This window comes from Planococcus rifietoensis (genome assembly GCF_001465795.2).
Classification (GTDB): Bacteria; Bacillota; Bacilli; order Bacillales_A; family Planococcaceae; genus Planococcus; species Planococcus rifietoensis.
Genome location: NZ_CP013659.2, coordinates 992,144 through 1,010,838 on the forward strand (window position 1 = coordinate 992,144; position 18,695 = coordinate 1,010,838).

Sequence of the window (18,695 nt, forward strand, 5' to 3'; positions counted from 1 at the left end):
TGTTATGAGAATCGATAAATTATTGTCGAATTCAGGATTCGGCTCAAGAAAAGAAGTGAAAATCTTACTGAGATCGAAAGCGGTGGAAGTGAACGGCGAAACGGTACGTGACCCGAAATTTCATGTCGATGAGAAAATAGATGAAATCTCGGTCGCCGGTGAACCGGTCGTCTACCGGGAGTTTATCTACTTGATGATGAACAAACCGCAAGGCGTCATTTCAGCGACAGAAGACCGCTTCGATGAAACCGTCATTGATTTGCTGACAGAAGATGAGCAGCGCTTCGAGCCGTTTCCGGTCGGGCGCCTCGATAAGGATACGGAAGGGCTGCTGCTGATCACAAACGATGGCAAATTGGCCCACGAGCTATTGTCGCCGAAAAAGCATGTCGATAAAACCTATTATGCGAGAATCGACAGCCCCGTAACGGATGAAGACATAGAAGCATTCAAACAAGGCGTCGTACTTGATGACGGCTATGAGACAAAGCCTGCACAGCTGCACATTTTACGCAGCGGGGAAGAATCCGAAATCGAATTGACCATTACGGAAGGGAAATTCCACCAGGTCAAGCGCATGTTCGAAAGCGTGAACAAGCAAGTGGTATTTTTAAAGCGTTTGTCGATGGGGCCGCTCCCACTGGATGATACGCTCGAGCTTGGGGAATACCGGGAATTGACGGAAGATGAATTAACTAAATTAAAGCAAAGAAAATGACCGCCTAGTAGGCGGTCATTTCTTTGTTTTTCAGGACGTCATTTTGACTTTTTTCTCCGTCGTTGTCCATTTGCCCCGAACTGGGCTTTTGATCAGTTCGTTAAAGGCCAACACATTCAAATCTCTTTGAATGGTGCGAGGAGTGATGCCGAATTCATCGACCAGATCCTGTGTGGTCACAGTCCCGTTCTCGAGAATGTACTTGTACATGTCTTTGATTCGAATGAGCATGCGGTCAGTTGTGGGTTTCATAAGTTAAGAACCACTCCTTCATCTTTAATACCAATGGCAAAGACTAGCGGACGCGTGAGTGTGGTGTATACAGCGATTAAGGAATAATAGCGGTAGACAGCTCCTTTTTATAGAAAATCCGTCAATTTGACTTGTCTGACAATTTGATTATATCGGAAAAACGTCTCAGATTCCATGATTTCGGGTTTTCTTTACTGGAACTTAATATGAGTGAAATAGAAAATATCTGCAGAAAATAACCGGCTGTTCTTTAAATTATTTGAAAAAGGTGTACAATAGCCATAACAAAAAGGAGTGTGAGGCATGGATTGGCAGCAGGAAGCAGAGCGGCGTAAAGAAGAATTGCTCAGTGAATTGCAAGAGTTGATCGCAATTCCGAGCGTATTAAGCGAAGACGGAAATCCCGACGCTCCTTATGGAAAAGAAGTTCGGCAAGCGCTGGATTGGTTTTTGGAAAAAGGAGAGCGTGCAGGGTTTAAGGCGAAAAATATCGCCAATGTTGCAGGGCATTTGGAGACAGGCGAAGGGCAGGAACTTCTCGGAATTCTCGGCCACGTCGATGTCGTTCCAGCCGGAGACGGGTGGACAAAAGAGCCGTTCGGCGGCGAGATCGCCGACGGGAAATTGTTCGGGCGCGGAGCCATCGATGATAAAGGCCCGACAATCGCTGCATGGATGGCGCTGAAAATGGTCAAGGATTCAGGATTCGAGTTCAAGCGCAGAGTCAGGTTGATCATCGGCACTGATGAGGAAAGCGGCTTCCGCTGCGTGGAGCGTTATTTCCAGACAGAAGAAATGCCAGATATCGGATTTGCGCCGGATGCGGATTTTCCGATCATCAATGCAGAGAAGGGCATCGCGGACATCAAGTACACGCTTAGTGCTGCAGAAACCGGCGAATTGCTGGAATTCACTTCAGGGGAACGGACCAATATGGTGCCTGACCGTGCGGTGGCAAAGTTAGCACTGGCTAGCGGCGAAATCGATGTGGCTTTCCGGGAATTTTGCAAAAAGGAAAAGGTGGCAGGCGATTGTACGCCGAATGCTGAAGGGACTGTGTTGACCGTATACGGCAAATCGGCCCATGCCATGGAACCCGATGCAGGTGTCAATGCCGGCATTGTGCTCGCGAAATTTTTGCAGGATAAAGTTACAGGAGACGGTGCACAATTCGTCCGCTTTATCGCCCATTATTTCAGCGGCGATTCCAGGGGGCAAAAGCTCGGGCTCTCGTATTCGGATGACGCGTCCGGCGACACGACATTCAATGCCGGAATCATGCGCTATAAAGCAGAAGAGCGTGCTGATGTGCGCGTCAGCATGCGTTATTCGGTCAGCTGTCCATTTGATGATATGATGGCAGCTCATCAAATAAATGGAGTGGAAGAGGAGGTCGTATCCAATTCCAAGCCGCATCACGTCGATGCAGCGGATCCATTTATTCAAACACTGCAGCAGGCTTACGAGAAACAGACCGGCGAACCGGCAGACTTGCTTGCGATCGGTGGCGGCACTTATGCACGCGTTCTCGATAAAGGCGTCGCTTTCGGGATGTTGTTTCCGGGAGAACCCGATGTTGCGCATCAAGCCGATGAATTCGTCGATATCGACAATTTGGTAAAAGCAACAGCGATATATGCAGAAGCCATTTATCAATTGGCTTGCAAATAATTACAGGAAAGAAGGAATGGCAATGGAATGGATTTTGTCCAATGGCGAGATTGTAAAAGAACAGGATTTGGAGATTTCAAAAGAAGACCGTGGGTATCAGTTCGGTGACGGCATTTATGAAGTTATCCGCGTGTACGAAGGGGATTTGTTCACCGCAACGGAACACATCGACCGCTTCTATGCCAGTGCAGAGAAAATCCGCATCACGGTTCCTTACACAAAAGATGTTTTCCACAAGATGCTTTATGATTTGGTCGAATTGAATCAAATCGACAACGGACAAGTGTATGTCCAAATTACACGCGGAGCGGCTCCACGAAATCATCAATTCCCCGAAAATGCTGAACCGGTTGTGGTCGGTTACACAAAATCGGTCGAGCGCCCTGTGAAATTTTTAGGAAACGGCGTGAAGGCACTTTTCGTTGAAGATGTGCGTTGGTTGCGCTGTGACATCAAGAGCTTGAACTTGCTCGGCAATGTGATGGCGAAACAGCAGGCTTATGAAGAAGGTTATTTCGAAGCGATCCTTCACCGCGGCGATACGGTGACGGAAGGTTCGTCATCAAATATGTACGGCATCAAAGACGGAGTTCTTTACACACACCCAGCGACCAACTTGATCTTGAACGGCATTACGAGACGCGTCATTTTCGAGCTGTGTAACGAGCTGGGCATCGAGGTGGCGGAAACGGCGTTCACGAAGCAGCAGGCGCTTGAGATGGATGAATTCTTCATGTCTTCAACAACTTCCGAAGTCATGCCGGTCATTGAGATTTCCGGACAGAAAATTGCGGATGGCTCGCCTGGCGAATTGACGCGCAAACTCCAAAAGGCTTTCGAAGCGCGGATTAAATTGGGCGTTATTTCCTGATTCCTGCACTTATTATGCAATCCCGGGACCAGCGAAGAGCTGGTCCTTTTTTTGTTCCCGTCAGTTATAATGAATAGAGGTGATGACCATGAGCACGCATTATTTTATTGGAATCCGGATTCCCGGGCAAGCAGCTGAAAAAATCGGGCACGCGAGAGATTCGTGGGAGCTGACTACCCATAAACGTTTAACGCCTCCTGCGGATATGCATATTACTTTGATTTTCATTGGCGAAGACCGCTTTGGTGAATTGGGGGAGATTGCTGAACGGCTCGGGCAAATCGATCAAGTGCCGTTTCGCTTGCAGGTCGCAGGCGTGAAGACATTCGGTAATCCCGAAACACCGCGCATCGTCTATGCTGCACTTTCTGACAACCCTGAGTTGATGGCACTTCAACAGGCTGTAGAGCAACAGCTGGATCCATTGCAGCTTGCTACTGACCCAAAACCGTTTGTCCCGCACATTACGCTTGCCAGCCGCTGGAAAGGCGGAAGCTTGCCGGAAAACTGGCAGCTGGAAGAGCTGGAATTTGCGGTCGATTCGTTCTCTCTATTTGAGATTCATCCGCGGGAAACCCCACGATACAAAGAAATTCAAACTTATCCATTGAAAGGCGGCGCTTAAGCGCCAGGGAAACTACTATGGAGATTGTCTTTATCATTAATCCAACAGCTGGCAACGGGGCAGCAATTAGGAAATGGCGTAAGTTTTCCGAAACCATCGATTTTCCTTTCGAGCAATTCATCACCCGCTCTCCAGGACATGCCTTTCAAATAGTTGAACAATTGAAAGCAAGAACACGGAAAATCTTGGTGATCGGCTTCGGTGGAGATGGGACGATGCGTGAGATTGCTGCAGCTGCGGCGGGGGCTGAACTTTTATTCATCGCGTCGGTTCCAGCCGGGTCGGGCAATGATTTCGCGCGCAGCTTCAGTTGTTTTTCCTCTACACAGGAAATTAGCCGTTTTTTGGCAAACCCTAAAGGATTGCTGACCGATATCGGGCAAGTGGGCGTTCAACCGGAGCAGCTATTTGCTAGCAGTTCGGGAATCGGCTTTGACGCAGCTGTCGCGCATGCTGTCAATCGTTCGCGGACGAAGCTATGGCTCAATAAGTTCGGCCTCGGCAAATTGGCGTATTTGGTTTTTGTCGTCATGACCTTATTTGCGTTTAAGAAATTCGGTCTCACGATCGAATCGTCCGGAACAGTGTATCATTACGAGGATGTGTGGCTTGCTACTGTCAGCAATCAGCCGTATTTTGGCGGCGGCATGAAAATTTCGCCCCACTCGTCAGTGTATGATGGCCAGCTCGAATTGACGGTCGTCCACCGCCTGCCGAGATTGAAACTACTGGCCGTTTTTGGTACGGTATTTAGCGGAAGCCATACGAAATTTCCGGAAGTCGTGCAGTTCAGCGGCAAGCATTTTTTGATCACTGTTGATCGCCCAGTCCCGCATCATGTGGACGGGGACGATGCAGGAATGGCAGATGCGCAAGAACCACTCGAGTTTTATGTTTCAGCGACACAATGGCAACAAGCAAAATTATAATCAGAAAGAGGATGTCTATACATGAGAGCAAGATATAAACCATGGGCGGCAGAGTTGATCGAAGCCCATCCGGAGATTGTCATTCCCAATCCGGAAGCGTTAAAAGGCAAATGGCACGAAGAGTTTGGCAATGACCGCCCGATCCACATCGAGGCAGGAAGCGGGAAAGGCCGCTTCATTACAGGCATGGCTCAAGCCAATCCGGACATCAATTACATTGGAATTGAATTATTTGAAAGCGTGATTGTGACGGCGCTTCAAGGGGCTTTAGAGCCAGAAGGCGGCATCCCGAACTTGCGTCTCTTGCAAGTGAATGCACAAGAGCTTGAAACGTTCTTCGAAGCAAACGAGATCGATCGCGTCTACTTGAACTTTTCGGATCCTTGGCCAAAGACGCGACACGCGAAACGTCGTTTAACGCATGAGAGTTTCCTGAGATTGTATGAGCGTGTGTTGCCTGAAGGAGGCGAAATTCATTTCAAGACCGATAACCGCGGGCTTTTTGAATATTCGCTCACGAGTATTTCCGAATATGGTATGTTATTGAAGGATGTATCGCTGGATCTTCACGCCAACGAGCCGGAATGGAACATCATGACGGAATATGAAGAGAAGTTTTTGAAAAAAGGGCAGCCGATCTACCGGCTGGAGGCGAAATTCCAAGCGTAATATCAACTCATAAGGGGGAGTTTGTATGCAGAAATTTCAATTTCACGACATGTTGCTAACTTGGCTTGATGGAGGGACGACTTGGCTTGATGGCGGCACGATGTTCGGCGTGGTCCCGAAAGTGGTGTGGTCGAAACGCTATCCTGCAAATGGGCAGAATCAGATCGAATTGCCGACGCACCCGATGTTGGTCCAGTTCGATGGCCATAATATCCTTGTCGACAGCGGACTCGGCAATGGCAAATTGACCGATCGCCAAAAGCGCAATCTGGGCGTTTCCTCGGAATCGCGTGTGGAAGAGGAGCTAGAAGAGCTAGGCTTATCTGCAGAAGATATTGACACAGTGTTGATGACGCATCTTCATGGCGATCACGCGGCCGGCCTGACGAAAAAACAAGGTGAGGGATACGTGTCTGCGTTCCCAAACGCAAAAATTTACGTATCGGCTGTGGAATGGGAAGAAATGCAAAACCCGAACATCCGCTCACGTAATACGTATTGGAAAGAAAATTGGGAACCGATCACTGGACAGGTCGAAACCTTTACCGACAAAGTGACCGTATTCGATGCGATCACCATGATACACACCGGCGGCCATTCAAACGGCCATAGCGTCATCAAGTTCGAACAGAACGGGGAGACGATTCTCCATATGGGCGACATCATGCCGACCCATGCACATCAAAATCCGCTGTGGGTATTGGCATTTGACGATTATCCGATGGACTCAATTTATGCAAAAGACAAATTGATGAAAGAAGCGCTGCCGGGCCATTTCTATTTCAGCTTCTACCACGATGCTTTTTATCGCCTCATCAAATGGAACGAGGACGGAAAAGAAGTGGTCGACGCGCTTGAACGCAAAGAAAAAGTGTTTGAATAAAAAGAAGGCAAAACGCCCTGCGGATATACCGCAGGGCGTTTTAACGTAGGTCTTCTATGATTTGGTGACTTCCAGGACAGCTCCGGTGTAAGCATCGGCCAGAAACTCGTATTGCTCGAGTTCATCGTCGCGATGCCGCGTGATGCCGCCTTTATACACTTCGGTTTTGACTGCATGCTGGTTGTAAGGTTCGGTTTTCATAAAGATCCACGAACCGTCGATCGGGCCTTCCTCTTTGAAAGACTGTTTGACCTTCTTCAACACATCGTCGGCCGGGTAGAGCGTTTGTTTGTTTTCGTAAACTTCCTTTGCGATATAAGCTGCGGCAGCACCGGCAGCAAATCCAATGAGCAAATCACGATTTTTCATGAAAACCCCTCCTTTGCATTCTGGCTAAATTGTACCATAAAGCGGAAAAATGCACGTAACGAACTGCAAGCACTCAAAATATTTCGTCAATCGAACTACCTGAACTGGCATTCACAAGGAAAAAGCTCTAAACTGATAAAGGATGCACATACATATCTTATCAAGGGGGAATTCATATGAACCAGGATACAAGAGCGATGTTTAAAACCTTAACCGAGCTTCCGGGAGCACCCGGCAATGAACACGCCGTGCGCAAGTTCATGCGCAGCGAGCTTGAAAAATATTCGGACGACATTATCTCGGATAATCTCGGCAGCATATTCGGCGTCAAAAAAGGCGCACAAGACGGGCCGCGAGTCATGGTAGCCGGCCATATGGACGAAGTCGGCTTCATGGTAACGCAAATCACCGATAATGGCATGCTGCGCTTTCAACCGCTCGGCGGCTGGTGGAATCAAGTCATGCTCGCCATGCGTGTGGACGTAGTTGCAGGAGACCGCATCGTTCCGGGCGTCGTTGGATCGATCCCGCCGCATCTACTGGATGAGGCGACGCGCCAAAAGCCGATGGACATCAAGAACATGCTCATCGACATCGGTGCAGATGATAAGGATGATGCATTGTCGATGGGCGTTCGCCCTGGACAGCAAATCGTCCCATTCAGCCCGTTCACGCCTATGGCCAATGATAAGAAAATCATGGCTAAAGCGTGGGACAACCGCTATGGCTGCGGCTTATCGATTGAGTTGCTGAAAGAATTGCAAGGCGAGTCCTTGCCGAACCAATTGTTCTCCGGCGCGACGGTCATGGAAGAAGTCGGCCTTCGCGGTGCGCAGACGGCAGCCAATTTGATTCAGCCGGATATCTTTTATGCGCTGGACGCAAGCCCGGCAAACGATGCGACAGGGGACAAGAATGAATTCGGCCAGTTAGGTAAAGGGGCGCTATTGCGCATCCTCGACCGCACGATGGTCACGCATCGCGGCATGCGTGAATTCATTCTCGATACTGCTGAAACGCATAACATCCCTTATCAGTATTTCGTTTCACAAGGCGGAACGGATGCTGGAAAAGTCCACATCGCCAACGAAGGCATCCCGAGTTCCGTCATCGGCATCTGCTCGCGCTATATCCATACTTCCGCCTCGGTTATCCATACAGACGATTACGCAGCGGCCAAAGAGTTGCTCGTGAAGCTGGTGAAGGCAACAGACCAGTCGACGATTGACACAATCAAACAAAACGTCTGACCAAAAAGCGGCCCCCGGGCCGCTTTTTATCTGGTTATGAATAAAAATTTACCGCGATGCAAAGGAGAGAGAGAAATGAAATTATGTGTGGCATCGACCAATCCGGCTAAAACCGGGGCAGTCGCATCAGCTCTTGAGAAGTTGGGCATTCAGGCAGAAATCAATCAACAAGAAGCACAATCAGGTGTTTCAGCACAGCCATTTTCCATTGAAGAAACCAAAGCCGGAGCGATCAATCGCGCGCATCATGTGCTTGGGGATTGTGACGCAGCAATCGGATTGGAGGGCGGTGTTTTTGAACTCGACGGGACATTGTATTTGTGCAACTGGGGAGCCCTCGTGACGTCTAGTGGTGCTGTTTATGTTGCAGGCGGTGCGCAAGTGCCATTGCCTGCGGAAATTGCCGTGCTTTTGCGAGCTGGCGAAGAACTTGGCCCTGTCATGGACCGCTATGCACAAGAAACGGGAATCCGTCATCATAAAGGAGCGATCGGCATTTTAACTGCCGGCAAGCTGAACCGGGTCGAGATGTTTTCCCAAATCATCGTCTTATTGTTCGGGCAATGGCAGGCAAACAGCGATTAAGTTGCATGTGCCCACAAACATCTTTAAAATGTAGCTAGAAAAGAAAAGCTTATTCAATCATGCCTGTTTCGCTGCTTTATTCAGGAAACGGGCGGCCGATGGAGAAAAGAGGGGGAAATGCTGTGCTTCGAATGGGTTTACAAATGATGTTGTTTTCGTCAGTCCTGATCCTCGCTGGCTGTGTCAGTCCAGAGGACGAGCTGGTGGAAGGCGTATCAAGCGCCAGGGCGGCATTTGAAAAAGAGGCGCCGGAACCGAACGAAACTGCCGGCGAAACGGAGCTGTATGTTCCCGGGGGCTATGAAGTGGAACAGCCTTCAGATGATCATAATGTATTGATCACCCGCGGCAGCCAAGCGTTTGCGTTGTTCCTCAACCCAAACGAAGCACCGGACAGCACGTTCTTCTATGATTTGCAAAAAGCGAATCCGGAAGAAACGTGGCTTGCTGATGAGAAATTCAGCCAGCATGGCCGGTTCGGTTTCGTCACGGTCCGGACGATTGCAGAAGACCGCTATGAATTGGTGGTCAGTTCCGGAGGCGCGAAACTTTCAACGATTACAGAACAAGCCGCGCTTCGAAACCATATGGAATGGATGATGGAAACTGCCCGTTCCATTGAAGCGGCACAAGAGGAGTGAACGATATGGAAAAATTGCAGTCAGTCCAGCAGTTTACGCAACTGGCAAACTCAGAAAACGTCATCTTCATGTTTACGGCCGGATGGTGCCCGGATTGCCGGGTCATCGATCCGATCATGCCTGACATTGAAGAAAAATTCAGCGACTATACTTTTGTCTCCGTCGACCGGGACGAATTCATCGATCTATGCATCGAAAAAGATATCTATGGAATCCCGAGTTTCCTCGGATTCCGTGAAGGCGACGAGCAAGGGCGCTTTGTCAGCCGCGACCGCAAGACGCAGGAGGAAATTGAATCGTTTATCTCCAACCTGTCGAAATAAAAGGGCAAACGGTTCTCCTGTGTGCAGGATGAACCGTTTGTTTGTGAAAAGGAGGAAATTAGGAATGAAATCCGCCGAGTTATTTACTATACTGAAAGAGCGGGTTGCAAATGACCAGTTAAGCTGGACGTTGGACCGCCAAAAAGATATCGCAAATGTTAGGCATAAAAAGTTGGGGAAAGGCATGACCATTTCCTTGCCGCAAGTGATCAACCGTTTCGAAACGAAAGGCGATTCCGCGATCGAAGAAATCGCCTATACAATTTCCGAGACCTTCCAGGCAATGGAGCGCGAGTCAGCAGGGGAAATGCCGGGCGAACAGCATATTTACCCGGTCATCCGCTCGACTTCGTTTCCGGAAGAATCGCGTGAAGGCCATCGTTTCCTGACTTCACCCCATACGGCAGAAACACGTATTTATTACGCGCTCGATGCCGGGACGACTTACCGGCTGATCGATGAAAAAGTATTGGAAAGCTTAGCGCTGACAGCGGAACAAGTGCAGGAAATCGCTAAATTCCAAGTGAAGAAGTTGAAAACGGCAGTCAAAGAAGACCATGTGGCAGGAAATGTCTTCTATTTCCTGAACGAAAATGATGGTTATGATGCTACGCGCATCTTGAATGAAACATTTTTGAAAGATATGAAAAAGAAAGTACAAGGAGATATGACAGTCTCAGTTCCCCATCAAGACGTCTTAATCATCGGCGATATCCGCAACGAAACCGGATACGATGTGCTTGCCCAGATGGCGATGCATTTCTTCACGAACGGCAAAGTGCCGATTACGTCCTTGTCGTTCGTCTATGAAAACGAGGCGCTTGAACCGATATTCATCTTAGCGAAAAACAGACCCGAGAAGGAGAACGATAAAAAATGAATGCATTCTATAACAAACAAGGCGTAGGCGACGTGCTGCTCGTTCAATTGACATTGGAAAAACCGGATAAAATCCACACAGAACAATTTGGGGATGTAACCTTGATTAAAAATGACCAACAGGAAATCGCCGGTTTCAATTTGTTCCAGGCAAGCGATTACGCAGAGTTGCCGGAAGGGCAGCCTGTGGAAGTGACGGAAGCACTCGTGACAGCGCTACAAAATGCATTGAAAAAAAACGGTGTCTCCCATACGCTGGAAGTTGATTTGACACCGAAATTCGTTGTCGGCTATGTAGCGTCGAAAGACAAGCATCCGAATGCGGATAAATTGAATGTATGCCAAGTGGCAGTCGGGGAAGAAACCTTGCAGATCGTTTGCGGCGCACCGAATGTCGAGGCTGGCCAAAAAGTGGTCGTCGCTAAAGTCGGGGCGGTCATGCCTTCGGGTATGGTCATCCGTGATGCGGAATTGCGCGGCGTCGCTTCTAGCGGCATGATCTGCTCGGCGAAAGAATTGGACTTGCCGGACGCACCGGCGGAAAAAGGAATTTTGGTATTGCCGGAAGATGCGCAAACAGGATCTCCATTTGAAATGAAGGTGTAACGATGAGCTGGATGAAAAATATGTGGAATAAAATGTTCTCAGAAGACACGGAAGCAGAAGAAAAGCCGTTCGTGCGCAGCGAGGAAACTCAATATATCGAGCCGAAACCTCAGGACAGCAAGCCGGCTCCATTCCGGTTTCCGCTCATTTCCGACGAAGAAGCAAAAGGCTTGCCTGTAGAAAACCGCAAACCTGAACGGCGGGAAGACAAGCCGCGTGTTGAGGTTCCTTTAAAAGCGACGGAAGAAAAAACATATGAACTCGATGCCTTGGAACCGAGCGGGAAATTGCCGAAACCGAATGCAGGGCGCAACAAGAAAAAACGCCCCCATGTACCGAAAACCGCTGAACCGCAGGGTCTTGATCTTCCTGGAAACACGACGCGGCGCTTCCAGCCGACGCGCGTAGCTTCCCCTGTGCATGGATTTACAGACCGTCCGACGCCAATCGATGAATTATTGGAACAGGAAGCGAAAAAGAAAGCAGAGCTTGAACGCAAAAACGATTGGTCGCAGCGCAGCCTGCAAGAATTGTACAAAAAAAGCGACGACCGGTTGCCGCAATCAAAAAAACCGCGTTCCACTATGGAAACAACCGTATATAAGCCTGTAGAACATGATGAGCAAGCTCCAGAAACTGCATCTATCAGTGAAAAACCACATGACAAAGCAGAAGTGGGAGAAGATCAACAACCTGAAAAAAAGCCTGAACCCCATTATGAATGGGCAGACCGCAGCCTTCAGGATTTATTGCCGAAAAACCAAAAAGTTGAACAAGAACCTGAAAAACCGCTTGAACTAGACCCCGAACAAGCGGAAGTGACGGTTTACCGCACAGTAGATCAAGAACAGCCGTCGAACGAGGTGGCGGATGATGGCAACGCTGAAGAGGATGGCGAAGTTTCCGAGGAAGATACAGGCAAAGGCGGCCCAACGGCAATTGTTGAACCGCCTTTAACGGAATCGGAAATACATGCAGAAACGGCACAGCCGGAACCCGAGCGTGAAGAACCTATACATAGCCCGGAGCCGAAACCGGTATTGCCGCAAGCGAAAACACAGGAAAATGGCAAAAAAGAGCGAACAGTGCCATTCAATGTGTTGATGTTGAAATCGGATAAAGATCGTTTGCCGAAACAACAGCAAGCGCCGACAGCGGAAAAAAAAACGGCATTAATAGAGAAAACCGCAGCTGAATCTGTAAATGAGGATGAAAAAAGCTATATCGGGTATCAATTGCCTGGCCAGGAGTATCTGCTAGAGCCTGAAAATGACTTGAAAGATGAAACGTGGATGCAAGAACAAGGCGAGCGCCTTATCGAAGCTTTGTCTCATTTCCAGATCAAGGCAGAGATTGTCGGAACAGTGCAAGGGCCGGCCGTCACCCGTTTTGAGCTGCGTGTGGCGCAAGGAATCAAAGTGAGCAAAATCCGCAACTTGGCCGATGATTTGAAATTGGCGCTTGCAGCCCGTGATATCCGCATTCAAGCGCCGATTCCCGGAAAAAGCTCGATTGGCATCGAGATTCCGAACCGTCAAAGCCGCGCAGTGCGTTTGTCGGAAGTTATCGGAAGCCCGAATTTCAAGGCTTCGGATTCACCGCTTGAAGCAGCACTCGGCCTCGATTTGGCCGGAAATCCGGTCACGCTTGATTTGCGTAAGATGCCACACGGCCTGATCGCGGGCGCTACAGGGTCCGGGAAAAGCGTATGCATCAACTCGCTGCTCGTGAGCCTGCTGTACCAATCTTCACCTCGCGATTTGAAAATGCTGTTGATTGACCCGAAAATGGTCGAACTGGCTCCTTATAATCATATTCCGCATTTGGTCAGCCCGGTCATTACAGATGTTAAGGCAGCGACCGCTTCCCTGAAATGGGCTGTGGAGGAAATGGAACGCCGTTATCAGCTTTTTGCCCATACAGGGGTCCGCGATTTGGATCGTTACAATAAAATGGTCAATGACAAAGGACAGCCGGCACAGCATCTGCCGTATATCCTGATCGTCATCGACGAATTGGCCGATTTGATGATGATGTCGCCTTCAGATGTAGAAGATTCCATTTGCCGTATCGCCCAAAAAGCACGGGCCTGCGGAATCCATTTGGTGATCGCTACCCAACGTCCGTCAGTGGATGTTATCACAGGCTTGATCAAATCCAATATTCCGACGCGCATCGCTTTTTCCGTTTCGTCGCAAGTGGACAGCCGGACGATCTTGGATACCCAAGGAGCAGAGCGTTTGCTTGGGCGAGGGGATATGCTGTATTTGGGGAACGGCATGGCCGCGCCGAACCGCTTGCAGGGAACTTTCGTGACAGATGATGAAATCGAAAAAGTCATCGCCCATGTTCGTGCACAAGGAGAGCCTGAATATATCTTTAAAGAAGAGGAATTGATCCAGCGCAGCCAGTCGCCTGCAGAACAGGATGATTTGTTCGAGGAAGCCTGTCGTTTCATCATGTCGCAAGGAAGCGCATCGACTTCATTATTGCAGCGGAAATTCCATATCGGCTATAACCGGGCCGCGCGTTTGATGGACCTGATCGAAGAGTATGGGTTTATCTCTGAACAGAACGGCAGCAAAGCGAGAACAGTGCTAATTACGGAAAGCGATATCGAGGAAGTGTTCCGTTGAACCTAGAAGCCGCCAGAATTACAGGAATTATTGATTATTTCAGTGGCTCCGAACTTTGTGCTATAATCGGAGCATTGTGAAAAACCACCCGGCTATTGATTCCGCACAGGCGGTTTGACTAGACTAATTTTCCACTCCCACAGGAGGTTCATTTATGACAGTATTACATTTTACGGGCATTAAAGGCTCTGGCATGAGCGCACTGGCCCAAATCATGCATGATATGGGCGAGTCGGTGCAAGGCTCTGATATCGCGCAGCATTTCTTCACGGAAGAGCGGCTGCGGGAGAGAGGCATCACAATTTTGCCTTTCGATCCCGAAAATATTTCGCAGGATATGACGATCGTCGCCGGAAATGCATTTAATGACGAACACCCAGAGCTGGTCAAAGCCCGTGAAAGCGGCGCGACCATCATCCGGTACCATCAATTCCTTGGCGATTTGATGAAGCAATACGTATCGGTCGCCATCACCGGCGCCCACGGAAAAACTTCAACGACCGGGCTTATGGCGCATGTGCTGAACGGTTATAAGCCAGTCTCGTACTTAATCGGTGACGGGACGGGATCCGGTCAGGAAGATTCCCATTTCTTCGTAGCGGAAGCATGCGAATACCGCCGCCATTTCTTGGCGTATCACCCGGATTATGCGATCATGACCAATATCGATTTCGACCATCCCGATTATTTCGGCAGCATCGATGATGTCTTCAAGGCGTTCCAGCAAATGGCGCAGCAAGTGAAGAAATGCATCATCGCTTGTGGGGATGACGAATACTTGCAACAAATCCAAGCGCCGGTGCCGGTCGTCTATTACGGTTTTGGCGAGGAAAATGATTTCCAGGCGCGCAATATCGTCAAAACAACGGAAGGCACGACATTCGATGTCGTCATCCGCAATGAATTCTTCCATACGTTCACCATTCCGATGTACGGGGACCATGCCGTGCTGAATGCACTTGCTGTCATTTCGCTATGCCAGTATGAAAGCATCCCTGCGGATATCATCCAGCGCCAATTCGTGAGCTATGAAGGTGTCAAACGCCGCTTTACGGAGACAGTCATCGATGACCGTATACTGATTGACGATTATGCCCATCATCCGACGGAAATCCGCGCCACTTTACAATCGGCTAGCCAGAAGTATCCGGAGCGCGAACTGATTGCGATTTTCCAGCCGCATACATTCAGCCGTACGCAAACTTTCCTACAGGAATTCGCCGATTGCCTGCAAGAAGCCGATCATGTCTATTTATGCGATATCTTCGGTTCTGCTAGAGAAGAAGCTGGCACTTTGACGATCCGGGACCTTCAGGAGAAAATCGAAGGCAGCCAGCTGCTGCAATTTGAAGATGTCGAAAAACTGGCCATCCACAATAATGCAGTATATCTTTTCATGGGAGCTGGAGATGTAACAAAATTCCAGAAAGCCTATGAAGAAGTTTTAGCAATGCCGAAAAAAGCCTAACCATTACATATGGTTAGGCTTTTTTCTTATGGAGACAAAAAAGGCGTCGCAAATACAAAATTGTTGGGTTAAGCAGGAAGGCATTTAAAAGCTTTTGCCGAATAATATTAGAGGCGTGTTTAAACCCGTATAGGGCAGGGTAGAAAACAGGTATACGAAATTTAACTAAACCGAAGGAGGAAACAGAATGGATTGGTCAATCTTGCTTTACATTGCCGCGATTGTCGCCGCTGTTGGATTTTTAATTCTATGCGTAGCGCTGGCGATGACTTTGAATTCACTCAAGAACACATTAAAAGAGGTTTCCGGCACTGTTTCAGGGCTGGAGAATCAATTGCAGGGGGTTACGTTGGAGACAACAAACCTATTGCATAAGACGAACGAACTCGCTGAAGACATCACGGTCAAATCAGAGAAATTGAACGGTGTCGTCGATGCGGTCAAAGGCGTCGGAAACTCCGTAACAGACCTGAACTCTACAGTGCGCCACATCACTTCACGCGTCGGCGTGCAAGTTGAGCAGAACGAAGACAAAATTGCTCAAGTGGTCCAATGGAGCAATGTTGCAATGGGCATTGCTGATAAATGGAAAGAACGCAAAGTATACCAAACGCGCAGCACAGAGCAATACACGCCAGTTCCTGGCCAGAAGAAATTGCCAGGCAGCAGCGACCAGTACTAATACCATCAAATCACCAACATAATGGAGGAATGGACAATGGGAAAAAACAAAAATACTTATTCGAAACCTGATTATAATGAATCCCAGTACAATGGCGAGTATTATACGCAAGGCGGCAAATACAGCGACCAAGGCGGACAATACGAACAAAGCCAATATGTACCGCAATCATACGGTTCATCAAGCCGTTATGACGACCTATACGATTACGAAGAATCGAACGGCGGATCCGGCTTCCTAACAGGCATGATCGTCGGCGGTCTTGTCGGAGCGGCGGCGGCATTGTTCTTCGCGCCTAAAGCAGGCAAAGAATTGCAAGCTGACTTGAAGACGCAAGCGACTACTATCAAAGAAAAAGCGCAGCAGTCGAAAGATTCAAGCGATTCAAATGACGGCCCTGGCTTCACGCAGCAATTGAAAGAACAGTCGACAAAAGTGGTCGATAAAGTGAAGAACATGAAGAGCAGCAATTCACCGATGGATGACGGCACAGCTTCATCTGAAGGCGAAGAAAGTGTAGAATTGCTGGAGACAGTACAAAACAAAGTCGATAACGGCGACAAAGCCGGAAACGATGCGTTCACATCTACAGCCAATGCTTTAAAAGAAGCGGTTGAAGAAGTGAAGGAAGAAAACAAATCTAGCCATAACGACTCGAAGACATCAGCAGGCACAAATGCCTCTGCAAGCCTACAAGGCTCGGCTGATGCAAAATCTTCCTCAAGCGCTAAAGGCTCAACATCTTCACAAGGGTCTTCATCTGCAAAGGGATCATCAACTACACAAGGATCTTCAAATGCTAAAGGGTCTTCAAATCCACAAAGCAATCAGAACAAAAAGAATTAAGTTTGGGAGCGGTTGAAATGGAAAACTTCGTACATGTGAGAAACTTGGATGAGCTTAAGCAAGCGGTCGGCAATGAACAGCATTATTGGCTGTTGAAACATAGCAGCACTTGCCCGGTCTCAGCAGGCGCATGGAAAGAATATTCAGAGTATGCATCATTGCATCCCCATCAATTATTTCTTTATCTAGTCGTTCAGGAAGACAAAGAACTTTCAACGTCTATTGAGGAAATAACAGGGGTTCGCCATGAATCGCCTCAACTCTTCCATTTTGCCAGCGAGCAAGTTGACTGGCATGCAAGCCATAATAAAATCAAAAGCAAAGCGATGGAAGCATTCATCGCCTAGCCTAGCAATAATCGGAAACGCGGATGGATTTATTCCATCCGTTTTTCTATGGAAAAAATATTTCCTAGATTGGCTGTGCGCCCCGCCACGTGTACGTTCTGCCCTCGAAATACCTTGTGAAAACGCTTTAGCGCGTTGAATCGCTAAACATATTTCGTGACTTTGCTGAATAGTTTGCTTATAATGGTCATATCGTGTTAATATGACACCTATTATAGGGTCACTCTTGAAAGGGGAAGTGGAGAATGAGTCAGACAGAATTGGAACAGCTTAGAGAACAAGTGGATGCAGTAAACCTGCAAATTCTTTCTCTTATCAACGAGAGAGCTTCCGTGATCCAAGAGATCGGGAAAATCAAGGAAAAGCAAGGCGCTACAAAGTACGATCCATTACGCGAACGCCACATGCTTAATCTATTGAAAGACAATAACAATGGTCCACTCGATCAAAAGACGGTCGACCATATTTTCAAGGAAATCTTTAAATCGGCACTCGATATGCAAGAAGAGGACAGCCGCAAAGCACTTCTCGTTTCCCGCAAGAAAAAAGCAGAAGACACGATCGTTTCCGTCAACGGCGAGAACATCGGCGAAGGCACACCATCGTTCATCTTCGGCCCATGTGCTGTTGAGTCGCAAGAGCAAGTTGACCAAGTGGCACAAGCTATCAGCGACAAAGGCTTGAAATTGATCCGAGGCGGGGCATACAAGCCGCGTACATCGCCATATGATTTCCAAGGCTTGGGCTTAGAAGGTTTGAAGATGCTGAAAAAAGCAGCTGACCAGTACAAACTGGGCGTGGTCTCAGAAATCGTGACACCGCATCATTTGGAAGAAGCACTGGATTATGTAGACGTCGTTCAAGTCGGCGCACGCAATATGCAGAACTTCGAACTATTGAAAGCTGTTGGGCAGATCAACAAACCGGTGCTCTTGAAGCGCGGAATGTCTGCAACGGTCGATGAGTTCATCAAAGCAGCTGAATACATTATCGCTAACGGAAATGACCAGATTATCCTTTGCGAGCGGGGCATCCGCACATACGAAAAAGCGACGCGCAACACGCTGGATATTTCAGCGGTGCCGATCTTGAAACAAGAAACGCATTTGCCGGTCTTCGTAGATGTTACCCATTCTACTGGCCGCCGCGATTTGCTATTGCCTGCAGCTAAAGCGGCAATCGCTATCGGAGCTGATGGCGTGATGGCAGAGGTCCACCCAGACCCTGCAGTTGCACTTTCTGACGCACAGCAGCAAATGAGTTTGCCGCAATTCGATGAATACTACGATTCATTGATGAAATTCATGAAGCAGTACGAATTGAAAGTATGAGCAAAAGCCGGACTCGTTCCGGCTTTTTTGTGTTTTAAAAGGCAGGCAGCGGGAATAGGTCATGGAATAAGGGCTTAAAGATGGACAGTTTCATGAACTTTCCCGATTAGCGCT

At 48.5% G+C, this 18,695-nt stretch carries 21 protein-coding genes; 19 read left to right on the forward strand and 2 right to left on the reverse strand.

Annotation, left to right across the window (positions count from 1 at the left end; genetic code table 11):
- Window positions 1-4: 4 nt before the first annotated feature.
- Complete coding sequence (locus AUC31_RS04815) at window positions 5-718, forward strand: pseudouridine synthase (RefSeq protein WP_058381141.1); 714 nt, start codon at window positions 5-7, stop codon at window positions 716-718.
- Window positions 719-748: 30 nt separating this feature from the next.
- On the opposite strand, the gene AUC31_RS04820 is transcribed toward AUC31_RS04815, so the two are convergent.
- Window positions 749-970 carry a DeoR family transcriptional regulator gene (locus AUC31_RS04820; RefSeq protein WP_058381140.1) on the reverse strand — a complete coding sequence of 74 codons (222 nt, stop codon included), beginning with the start codon at window positions 968-970 and terminating at the stop codon, window positions 749-751.
- A 303-nt stretch (window positions 971-1,273) separates the two neighbouring features.
- Between AUC31_RS04820 and pepV the strand changes: the two genes are divergently transcribed.
- The 6 genes from pepV (at window position 1,274) to AUC31_RS04850 (ending at window position 6,618) form a co-directional block, all read left to right on the forward strand.
- Window positions 1,274-2,641: a dipeptidase PepV gene (pepV, locus tag AUC31_RS04825; RefSeq protein WP_058381139.1), complete on the forward strand. Its 1,368-nt coding sequence runs from the start codon at window positions 1,274-1,276 to the stop codon at window positions 2,639-2,641.
- Window positions 2,642-2,663: 22 nt separating this feature from the next.
- Window positions 2,664-3,512, forward strand: coding sequence for a D-amino-acid transaminase (dat, locus tag AUC31_RS04830; protein WP_058381138.1), 849 nt, complete (start codon window positions 2,664-2,666; stop codon window positions 3,510-3,512).
- An 88-nt stretch (window positions 3,513-3,600) separates the two neighbouring features.
- Complete coding sequence (gene thpR / locus AUC31_RS04835; protein WP_058381137.1) at window positions 3,601-4,137, forward strand: RNA 2',3'-cyclic phosphodiesterase; 537 nt, start codon at window positions 3,601-3,603, stop codon at window positions 4,135-4,137.
- A 17-nt stretch (window positions 4,138-4,154) separates the two neighbouring features.
- The gene (locus AUC31_RS04840) at window positions 4,155-5,066 is read left to right on the forward strand and encodes a diacylglycerol/lipid kinase family protein (RefSeq protein WP_058381136.1); all 912 of its coding nucleotides are present in this window, start codon (window positions 4,155-4,157) and stop codon (window positions 5,064-5,066) included.
- Window positions 5,067-5,087: 21 nt separating this feature from the next.
- Window positions 5,088-5,735 (forward strand): tRNA (guanosine(46)-N7)-methyltransferase TrmB, encoded by a 648-nt coding sequence (gene trmB / locus AUC31_RS04845; protein WP_058381135.1) that lies wholly within the window; start codon window positions 5,088-5,090, stop codon window positions 5,733-5,735.
- Window positions 5,736-5,760: 25 nt separating this feature from the next.
- Window positions 5,761-6,618, forward strand: a complete 858-nt coding sequence (locus tag AUC31_RS04850; RefSeq protein WP_058381134.1) for a YtnP family quorum-quenching lactonase — start codon at window positions 5,761-5,763, stop codon at window positions 6,616-6,618.
- 54 nt (window positions 6,619-6,672) lie between these two features.
- Here the strand turns inward: AUC31_RS04850 and AUC31_RS04855 are convergent, their stop codons facing one another.
- Entirely contained in the window at window positions 6,673-6,987 is a 315-nt protein-coding gene (locus tag AUC31_RS04855) for a PepSY domain-containing protein (RefSeq protein WP_058381133.1), read from the reverse strand.
- 176 nt (window positions 6,988-7,163) lie between these two features.
- On the opposite strand from AUC31_RS04855, the gene AUC31_RS04860 reads away from it, so the two are divergent.
- From AUC31_RS04860 to AUC31_RS04915, 12 genes are all read left to right on the forward strand, one after another.
- Entirely contained in the window at window positions 7,164-8,237 is a 1,074-nt protein-coding gene (locus AUC31_RS04860) for a M42 family metallopeptidase (RefSeq protein WP_058381132.1), read from the forward strand.
- Window positions 8,238-8,312: 75 nt separating this feature from the next.
- The gene (locus tag AUC31_RS04865; RefSeq protein WP_068347023.1) at window positions 8,313-8,822 is read left to right on the forward strand and encodes a DUF84 family protein; all 510 of its coding nucleotides are present in this window, start codon (window positions 8,313-8,315) and stop codon (window positions 8,820-8,822) included.
- Between the two features lie 131 nt (window positions 8,823-8,953).
- Complete coding sequence (locus AUC31_RS04870) at window positions 8,954-9,463, forward strand: hypothetical protein (protein ID WP_058381130.1); 510 nt, start codon at window positions 8,954-8,956, stop codon at window positions 9,461-9,463.
- Window positions 9,464-9,468: 5 nt separating this feature from the next.
- Window positions 9,469-9,786: a thioredoxin family protein gene (locus tag AUC31_RS04875; RefSeq protein WP_058381129.1), complete on the forward strand. Its 318-nt coding sequence runs from the start codon at window positions 9,469-9,471 to the stop codon at window positions 9,784-9,786.
- A gap of 64 nt (window positions 9,787-9,850) precedes the next feature.
- On the forward strand, window positions 9,851-10,666 hold the full coding sequence (locus tag AUC31_RS04880; RefSeq protein ID WP_058381128.1) for a DUF1444 family protein: 816 nt from the start codon (window positions 9,851-9,853) through the stop codon (window positions 10,664-10,666).
- Complete coding sequence (ytpR, locus tag AUC31_RS04885; RefSeq protein WP_058381127.1) at window positions 10,663-11,271, forward strand: YtpR family tRNA-binding protein; 609 nt, start codon at window positions 10,663-10,665, stop codon at window positions 11,269-11,271. The genes AUC31_RS04880 and ytpR overlap by 4 nt, the downstream gene beginning before the upstream one ends.
- A 2-nt stretch (window positions 11,272-11,273) precedes the next feature.
- Window positions 11,274-13,907, forward strand: coding sequence for a DNA translocase FtsK (locus AUC31_RS17675; protein WP_157073460.1), 2,634 nt, complete (start codon window positions 11,274-11,276; stop codon window positions 13,905-13,907).
- Between the two features lie 154 nt (window positions 13,908-14,061).
- A complete protein-coding gene (gene murC, locus AUC31_RS04895; protein WP_058381126.1) occupies window positions 14,062-15,375 on the forward strand; it encodes a UDP-N-acetylmuramate--L-alanine ligase in 1,314 nt (437 codons plus the stop codon).
- Window positions 15,376-15,562: 187 nt separating this feature from the next.
- A complete protein-coding gene (locus AUC31_RS04900) occupies window positions 15,563-16,057 on the forward strand; it encodes a DUF948 domain-containing protein (RefSeq protein WP_058381125.1) in 495 nt (164 codons plus the stop codon).
- A gap of 36 nt (window positions 16,058-16,093) precedes the next feature.
- Window positions 16,094-16,903, forward strand: a complete 810-nt coding sequence (locus AUC31_RS04905; RefSeq protein WP_058381124.1) for a YtxH domain-containing protein — start codon at window positions 16,094-16,096, stop codon at window positions 16,901-16,903.
- A gap of 17 nt (window positions 16,904-16,920) precedes the next feature.
- Window positions 16,921-17,250, forward strand: a complete 330-nt coding sequence (gene ytxJ, locus AUC31_RS04910; RefSeq protein WP_058381123.1) for a bacillithiol system redox-active protein YtxJ — start codon at window positions 16,921-16,923, stop codon at window positions 17,248-17,250.
- 245 nt (window positions 17,251-17,495) lie between these two features.
- Window positions 17,496-18,581, forward strand: a complete 1,086-nt coding sequence (locus AUC31_RS04915; RefSeq protein WP_058381122.1) for a bifunctional 3-deoxy-7-phosphoheptulonate synthase/chorismate mutase — start codon at window positions 17,496-17,498, stop codon at window positions 18,579-18,581.
- The last annotated feature ends 114 nt before the right edge of the window (window positions 18,582-18,695 follow it).